This window comes from Dietzia sp. SLG310A2-38A2 (assembly GCF_014145095.1).
In the GTDB taxonomy this organism is placed as follows: domain Bacteria; phylum Actinomycetota; class Actinomycetes; order Mycobacteriales; family Mycobacteriaceae; genus Dietzia.
On record NZ_JAALDX010000266.1, the window covers coordinates 1 to 7,223 of the forward strand.

Consider the following 7,223-nt stretch of genomic DNA (forward strand, 5'->3'; position numbering starts at 1 on the left):
TCCGCCCGCCTGCAGACCCGCGACCACCTGCGTCGCCATCACCGCAGTGAGGTGGGGGTCCTCGCTGAAGTACTCGAAGTTGCGGCCGGCCCGCGGATCGCGCTTGATGTTGATCCCCGGACCCAGCAGGACCCCCACCCCGGAGGCCACGGCCTCGGCGGCCAGCGCGGTTCCGATGCGGCGGGCCAGGGCGGGGTTCCAGCTCTGCGCCAGTCCCGCGGCCGGGGGGAAGCAGGTGGCAGGGTCGCTCGCGCTGAGGCCGAGATGGTCCGACGCGCCGGACTGGAACCGCACCCCGTGCGGGCCGTCGGTGAGCACGACCGCGGGCACGCCGGGGAGCTCCTCGGTGCGCCAGAACGACGCACCGCTACCGAGCGCGGCCTGCTGTTCGAGATCCAGACCGAGATCGGGCCCGAGGGCCCCGACCTCCTGATCGGCCGCGGCGTGCGCGAGGGCGGGTGGCGACGCGGGCGGTGACGACTCCGTGCCTGATCTCATGCGGTGACCCCGTCCTGGTGCGTCGTCCAGTTGTAGCATGGGGCGCGCGGCTAGCATTCCGATATGTCCGCCGATGGAACAGCTGTAGAGGCTCGACCACGACGCGGATCGAGCGCCTCGGCGACGCGCACCCCACGAGAACGCAGAGGGATATGACCGAGTTCCTGCTGTTCTGTGTGCCGACCCTCATCTACGTGGTCGTGCAATCCCGTCGTCGCGACCGCTCCGTCGGGACGGCGATGCGACTCGCGGGGGTGTCCCGGGGTACGCCGGCGGCGTACGGACGGGCGGTGCTACTGCTCGTCCCGCTGCTGGCGGCGGGGTGGCTCTCGCTGGCCCTGGTTCCCGCCGAGGTACTCGAGCGACCAGGGGTCTCGGTCGCGGCGATGACCTCCGTGGGTGTCGCTGCCGCCGTGGTGCTCCGGGCCGTCGGCGAGGAGGCCTTCTTCCGAGGCCTGCTCGGCGGTGTGCTCATCCGGCGGTTCGGCTTCGGGTGGGGCAACCTGCTCCAGGCGGGGCTGTTCCTCGTGCCGCATCTGGCCCTGCTGGCGGTCGATGCCAGGCTGTGGCCTCTCATCCCGGTGCAGTTCACCGCCGGGTGGCTGCTCGGCTGGCTGCGTCACAGAACAGGAACCTTCGTCCCGGGGGCGGCGGTGCACGCAGTGGCGAACGTCGCGGCGGGTGCGCTCACCGCGGGTCTCCTCGCCGTCTGAGATGGCAGGGTTGTGAGAGGACGCCAGGGCGACCGAGCGACGGGGGTAACCGCACGCCCGGCTTTTGTACGATGCCCCGGTGAACGCATCATCCGACCCCGTGAGCGGCGACCGCGGCCCGGCCGACGTGGCCGTGGAACCCGCCGACTGGACCGAGCCGACCGAGACGGTTCCCCGGCGACGAATCATCTTCGCCTCACTCATCGGCACGACCATCGAGTTCTACGATTTCTACATCTTCGCCACGGCCGCGGTCTCGATCTTCCCGCTGCTCTTCTTCCACGGAGGCGACTCGGGTGCCGCTCTGCTCGCCTCCATGGCCACCTTCGGAACCGCGTTCGTCGCCCGCCCGCTGGGCTCGGTGATCTTCGGTCACTACGGGGACCGGCTGGGCCGCAAGGTCACGCTCGTGGGGGCGCTGCTCACCATGGGAATCGCGACCTTCCTCATCGGACTGCTGCCGACCATTCACCAGATCGGGCTGTGGGCCCCGGCGATGCTCACCATCCTGCGCTTCTTCCAGGGCATCGGGCTGGGCGGTGAGTGGTCGGGTGCGGCGCTGCTGGCCTCCGAGACCGCGCAGCCGGGCAAGAGGGCCTTCGCCGCGATGTGGCCGCAGCTGGGTGCGCCGTTCGGGTTCATCCTGGCCAACGGGCTCTTCCTGCTGCTGACCACCTGGTTCGCGTACGACTCCACGGCCAGCGACCTGTCCGATCCGTTCCTGGTGTGGGGCTGGCGCCTGCCGTTCCTGCTCTCGATCGTGATGGTGGCCGTCGGCCTCTACGTCCGACTCCGGATCGAGGAGACCCCGGTCTTCGCCCGGGCCATCGCGGACGATCAGCGGGTCAAGACACCGGTGTCGGAGGTGTTCAGCAAGAACTGGCGGGAGATCATCCTCGGCACGTTCATCATGCTTGCCACCTACGGCCTGTTCTACCTGATGACCACGTGGATCCTGTCCTTCGCGATCGGCGGAGAGGGCACCGGCGGGTTGGGGTACGGCTATCGGTCGTTCCTGACCCTGCAGGTGCTCGCGATCATCCTCTTCGCGGTGTTCGTGCCGGTGGCCGGGCTTCTCGCCGACGCGCTCGGGCGGCGGCGCATGCTCATCGGCGTCACCATCGCCATCATCGCCTTCGGGCTCAGCTTCGGCTGGTGGCTGGACCCCGAGGCGATCGGTACCGGCGAGGACCTCGACGTGACCCGCATGCTGCTCTTCCTGTGCGTCGGCATGATCCTCATGGGCCTGACCTTCGGGCCCATGTCGGCCGTGCTGCCGGAACTGTTCCCCACCAACACCCGGTACACAGGCTCGGGAGTCGCGTACAACTTCTCGGCCATCCTCGGCGCCGCCCTCACGCCGTTCGTCGCGGTGTGGCTGGTGCAGAACTTCTCGGTGGCCTACGTCGGGTACTACCTGGTGGGTCTGTCCGTGCTGACCATCATCTCGCTCATCCTGGCCCCGGAGACCAGCAAGAAGTCTCTGTATTCGTGACCCGCGAGCCCATAGGATGGGCGCGTATGAACGCAGTCTCCAGGGTCCTGCTCGGGTTGTTGATCTTCAACGGCGTCACCGCGGTCGGCGGTGGGCTCGCGCTCATGACCGGCGTGATCCCCGACGAGCCGTCGTGGGTCGAGCACACTGATTTCCGCACCGTCTATTTCGCCGGCGTGATCCTGCTCGCGCTCGTGGGGGGCAGCGCCCTGTTCGCGGCGACGGTGATGCTCAAGCGGAGCGTCGGATGGCAGGCGGCCAGCATCCTGTCCGGCTGGATCATGGTGGTGTGGATCGTCGCGGAGATCGCCTCGATCCGCGGCTTCCACGTCCTGCAGGTGGTCTACCTGGTCACCGGGGTCGCCGTGATCTGGTGCACCCCGACCACCCCGGTCCCGACCACCCCGACCTCGTCCCCGACCACCCAGCGAGGGGCGCCGGACAGGACCGGGTGAGATCGACGACGACGAGGTCCGCGTCCCTCACCGCGTCGGCGGAACCCGGGAGCGCGCCTGTGCGTGGGCTCAGCGTGAGCCCCTCCCGGACATCGCGCGGAAGACGTTCAGCGCCCCGAGCACGATGAGTGAGATGCCGAGCAGCCACCACAGGAATCCGGCGCCCCACACCGGGGTGCTCAGCAGAGAGACGCCGGCGAGGACCGAGATGATCGCGAACACGATCGTCACGCCCTTTGCACCGGACTCACCGAGGGTGAACAGGGCGGTGAACCCCTCGACGATCCACATGACGCCGATCATCACGGTGATGAAGACGGCGAGGAACGCCGCAGACTCTTGGAGCGAGAAGAAGGCGTAGGCGCCGGCGATGACCCAGAGCAGGCCCAACAGGACGTGGCCCACCCGGCTGCCCGTTCCGTGGCTCGTGGCGAGGAGGCCGATGGAGGCGTAGACGACGCCCGCGATGATGGCGTAGAAGGCGAGCACACCGGTGATGGCGACGGCGGTCTTGGCGGGCCAGAGAAGAACGGCGATGCCGAAGCCGATGGCGAGGAGGCCACCGATCAGCAGCGCGAGACGCACGGCCTTGGAGGCTTGGGAGGTGGTGGAACGGGCGGCGGTGGACGTGGTCATTCTGGGAACCTCGCTCGGGAGAGGCGGACGATCGCGGTCGCGATCAACGGAAATTAATCTAGTCCGGTCGAGCCCGTGGCGGGGCGGGTTCGGTTGCCGCTCGACCTCGCGCCGGCGGCCGACACCACCTCGCCGGACCCCCGCGCCTCCCGTGGCCGAGTCCTCCTGCGTTGTTCATCCGGCGTTCAGGCGCAGGGAACTGGGGGAGAATCCTGGAATGTCACGGTGGACCGTCACGGACCACCGTGGCCAGTCGGCAACTGAGGAGTTCACAGCACAATGACCACGACCGCTCGAACCGGTACGCGTTTCCTGACCCGGGCAGCCGCTCTGGCGGTGGCCGGCGCCCTCACGCTCACGGCGTGCGCCGAGCCCGACGACGGAGGCGAGACCACGGCGAGTGGGGACGGGGTCACCGGCACGGTCACCCTCTACACCTCCGAGCCCCAGGCGAAGATCGACGAGATCATCGCGGCCTTCAACGAGGAACAACCCGACATCACGGTCGAGGTGTTCCGCGCCGGGACGGGTGACCTGCGCGCCCGCATCGCGGGGGAGCAGGCCACGGGGGAGATCGGCGCCGACGTGCTCCTGGCCGCCGACGTCCCGACGTTCGAGGGATACAAGGAGCAGGACCTGTTCCGCGAGTTCACCCCGAGCGACACGGACGCACTCGTCGAGGTCGCGGTGGACCCCGATGGCTACTACGTGGGGACACGGATCATTCCCACCGTGATCGCCTACAACACGAACGACGTCGACGAGCCGCCGACCTCGTGGGCCGAGCTCACCGAGCCGGACTACGCCGAGCGGATCGTCCTGCCCAACCCGGACATCTCCGGCGCGGCCGCGTTCAACGCCTCGGCGTGGAGCCTGCACCCGGATCTCGGCCCGGAGTGGATCGAGGCACTGGGCGCTAACACCCCCCAGGTCGCCGAATCGAACGGTCCGGTGGCCCAGGCCGTCGCCGAGGGCTCGCGTCCGATCGGCATCGTGGTGGATTACCTCGTGCGCGACCTCGCTGCGGCGGGTTCGCCGATCGGGGTCAGCTATCCCGACGAGGGGGTCCCGTTCATCACCCAGCCGGGCGCGGTGTTCGCCGATGCCCAGGACCCTGAGGCGGCTCAGCTGTTCCTCGACTTCGTCGTCTCCACGCGTGGCCAGGAGATCGCCGTCGAGCAGAACTACCTGCCGGTCCGCGACGACGTGGGCACCCCGGAGGACGCGCCGTCCCTGGACCAGATCGCGCTGTTCGACCAGAATCTCGAGGCGATCGCCCAGAACCAGGACGCCGCCGTGACCGCGTTCAACGAGGCGATCCGCTGACGCCACGCGTCCGCCCCCAACCCCGCCCCCGACCCCGATTCCTCCAGTGACCCTGCCGATCCGGATCGTCCTCTGGTCGTCGCTCCTCGGGGTCGCGGTCCTGCCCCTGGCCCTCGTCGTCTCACTGGGTTTCGGGGCCAACCACCTGCCGCTGCTGCTCGACGGTGGCATCGTGCAGGCCGCGGTGAACAGCGTGACCACCTCGCTGGCGGCGGCGGTCGGCGCTGTCGTGATCGGCACGGTGATGGCGTTCCTGCTGGACCGGACCGACCTGGCCGGGCGCAGGCCGCTCAAGCTGCTGCTGCTCACGCCGCTGTTCGTGCCGCCGTTCATCGGGGCGATCGCCTGGACGGGCCTGGTCACGCGGGGTGGACTCGTCGACCGCACGCTGGGGTTCGCGCCCTGGGACTTCTACGGGTTCTCGGGCGTGGCGTTCCTCCTGACGCTGCACAGTTATCCCGTCGCCTACTTCGTGGTGGCCGCGGCGTTGCGCAGGATCCCCGCGGACCTGGTCGAGGCCGCCCGGATGGGCGGTGCCACACCCCTGCGGACGCAGCTGGATGTGACGCTGCCGCTCATCCGTCCGGCAATCGCGGCGGCGTTCACGCTGACCTTCGTCAGCAGCATCGGCGACTTCGGCATCCCGATCATCGTGGGCGTGCCCGGCGGTTTCGACACGCTGTCGACGATGGTCTACCGGTACCTCGAGTCCGGAACCGTGGACTCGCCGCTCCAGGTGGTCTCGCAGATCGGCATCATCCTGCTGGTGCTGGGAGTGATCGGCACGATTCTCGACCGGCGGATATCGAAGCGGGTCGTGGAGTTCGGCGGGTCCGGGCGGGAGTTCGACACGATGTCACTCGGGCGGTCGCGGGCCGGGATCTCGGCTGTGGCCTGGGTCTTCGGCCTCGTCACCACAGTGGCCCCGCTCGCGGGCCTCGTGGTCAGGTCCCTCCTGCCGGCGCCCGGGGTGCCGCTGACCCTGGAGACGATGACGCTGGGCAACTACGAGCGCGTGCTCACCTCCGCGCAGACGATCAACGGCGCCACCAACTCGGTGGTCCTCTCGATCGGGGCCGGGGTCCTCTGCGGGATCCTCGGTCTCGCGGTGGGCCTGTTCACCACGCGGCTCGCCCGGGCCGACCGTGAGCCGATGTTGCTGACGGTGCTGCTCCCGCAGGCCGTTCCCGGTCTGGTCATCGCCACGGGCTGGCTCATCCTCGGCCGGTACACCGGGCTCTACAACACCGGCTGGGTGATCCTCGGTGCGTACGTCACCGCGTTCGCGGCGATCGTGGTCCAGACGGTGCGCGGCCCACTGGCCGGGATGCACTCCTCGATGGAGGAGGCCGCCAGGATCGGCGGGGCCGGCCCGTTCCGGGCGCACCTCGACACGAGCGTGCGTCTGGCGTTGCCGGCCGCGGGGATCGGCGCGATCATGGTCGCCGTCACGGCCGTGCGCGAGCTGACGCTGTCGGTCCTGCTCGTCTCACCGGGGACGCAGACCCTCGGCGTGGTGATCTTCCAGTACCAGAGGGCCGGCGACGTCAACGCCTCGTCCGCGCTCTCAGTGATCCTCATGCTGGTGGGCCTGGCGGTGCTGGCACTGTTCGGATCCCGGTTCACCAGGTCCGACTCGGAGACAGGGAAGCTGAATGTCTGAACTCGACGCCACAGGGGTGAGCGTGCGCTTCGGCTCCACGCGAGCCCTCGATTCGGTCGACCTTCGCGTGGACGCCGGACGGATCCTGGCCCTCGTCGGCCCGTCCGGCTCCGGCAAGTCGACCTTCCTGCGGGCGGTGGCGGGCTTCGTCACACCGGACGCCGGCACCATCCGGGTCGGGGACCGCGTGTTGGTGGGCGACGGGGTCATGGTGCCGCCCGAGCGCCGGGGACTGGGCATGGTCTTCCAGCACCACGCGGTGTGGCCGCACATGAGCGTTGCCCAGAACGTGGCCTACCCGCTCAGGCGCGCCCGGTGGAATCGGACGGATCGCGAGGCGCGGGTGGCGGAGGTGCTCGCGACCGTCGAACTCGGGGACCTGGCCGACCGCGCGCCGGACACCCTCTCGGGCGGCCAGCGCCAGCGGGTCGCCCTGG

At 69.5% G+C, this 7,223-nt stretch carries 8 protein-coding genes; 6 read left to right on the forward strand and 2 right to left on the reverse strand.

Features of this window, described 5'->3' with window-relative positions; genetic code table 11:
- On the reverse strand, nucleotides 1–498 hold a 498-nt coding region (locus G6027_RS09775; protein ID WP_182637008.1), incomplete at its 3' end, for a glycoside hydrolase family 3 protein.
- A 152-nt stretch (nucleotides 499–650) separates the two neighbouring features.
- Here G6027_RS09775 and G6027_RS09780 point away from each other — a divergent pair.
- From G6027_RS09780 to G6027_RS09790, 3 genes are all read left to right on the forward strand, one after another.
- Nucleotides 651–1,211, forward strand: coding sequence for a CPBP family intramembrane glutamic endopeptidase (locus G6027_RS09780; protein WP_182637009.1), 561 nt, complete (start codon nucleotides 651–653; stop codon nucleotides 1,209–1,211).
- Nucleotides 1,212–1,338: 127 nt separating this feature from the next.
- A complete protein-coding gene (locus tag G6027_RS09785; protein ID WP_182637015.1) occupies nucleotides 1,339–2,706 on the forward strand; it encodes an MFS transporter in 1,368 nt (455 codons plus the stop codon).
- 26 nt (nucleotides 2,707–2,732) lie between these two features.
- On the forward strand, nucleotides 2,733–3,161 hold the full coding sequence (locus tag G6027_RS09790) for a hypothetical protein (protein ID WP_182637010.1): 429 nt from the start codon (nucleotides 2,733–2,735) through the stop codon (nucleotides 3,159–3,161).
- A gap of 69 nt (nucleotides 3,162–3,230) precedes the next feature.
- Here the strand turns inward: G6027_RS09790 and G6027_RS09795 are convergent, their stop codons facing one another.
- Nucleotides 3,231–3,797, reverse strand: a complete 567-nt coding sequence (locus G6027_RS09795; protein ID WP_182637011.1) for a DUF308 domain-containing protein — start codon at nucleotides 3,795–3,797, stop codon at nucleotides 3,231–3,233.
- Nucleotides 3,798–4,076: 279 nt separating this feature from the next.
- Here G6027_RS09795 and G6027_RS09800 point away from each other — a divergent pair, with 279 nt between their 5' ends.
- From G6027_RS09800 to G6027_RS09810, 3 genes are all read left to right on the forward strand, one after another.
- Nucleotides 4,077–5,123 carry an ABC transporter substrate-binding protein gene (locus tag G6027_RS09800; RefSeq protein WP_182637012.1) on the forward strand — a complete coding sequence of 349 codons (1,047 nt, stop codon included), beginning with the start codon at nucleotides 4,077–4,079 and terminating at the stop codon, nucleotides 5,121–5,123.
- 46 nt (nucleotides 5,124–5,169) lie between these two features.
- Nucleotides 5,170–6,786 (forward strand): ABC transporter permease subunit, encoded by a 1,617-nt coding sequence (locus G6027_RS09805; RefSeq protein ID WP_182637013.1) that lies wholly within the window; start codon nucleotides 5,170–5,172, stop codon nucleotides 6,784–6,786.
- On the forward strand, nucleotides 6,779–7,223 hold a 445-nt coding region (locus tag G6027_RS09810), incomplete at its 3' end, for an ATP-binding cassette domain-containing protein (RefSeq protein ID WP_182637014.1). The genes G6027_RS09805 and G6027_RS09810, both read left to right, overlap by 8 nt.